The organism is Micromonospora sp. DT53, assembly GCF_049841535.1.
Taxonomy (GTDB): domain Bacteria; phylum Actinomycetota; class Actinomycetes; order Mycobacteriales; family Micromonosporaceae; genus Micromonospora.
Window position 1 is genome coordinate 221,541 of sequence record NZ_JBNCKM010000009.1, and the last position, 443, is coordinate 221,983.

A 443-nucleotide genomic window follows, 5' to 3' on the forward strand; every position below is an offset into this window, starting at 1 on the left:
CGGCCCGTCTGCGGTTGATCGACTGCCCGGTTGATCGACTCGGTTTTCTTGAAGTCGCGGTGTCCCGGCGCTCGGGACCCCGCGACTTCCTGAAGCCCGAGTCGATCATGGCGTGCCGAGCGCAGCGCACAGCTCAGCGCTGGGGTCCGCCTGGCCGTGCGCCGCAACGGCCAGTCCGCGCTGATCAGCGTTCTGATTCGCAGCGAGCGAGCCCGGACCATCTCCGCCTTCGGACGTGTGCGGACGGCCTCGCCGTCGGCCGCCGGGTGCGCCAGCAGCGCGCACGGTGCCACCCATCCACTCTGCACGGGCCCTGTCGAGCTGCCCCGGAAATGGGGCAGGCACCACTGCGGCGGGGCGCGGAGGCGCGGAGGCGCGGAGGCGCGGAGGCGCGGAGGCGCGGAGGCGCGGAGGCGCGGAGGCGCGGAGGCGCGGAGGCGCGG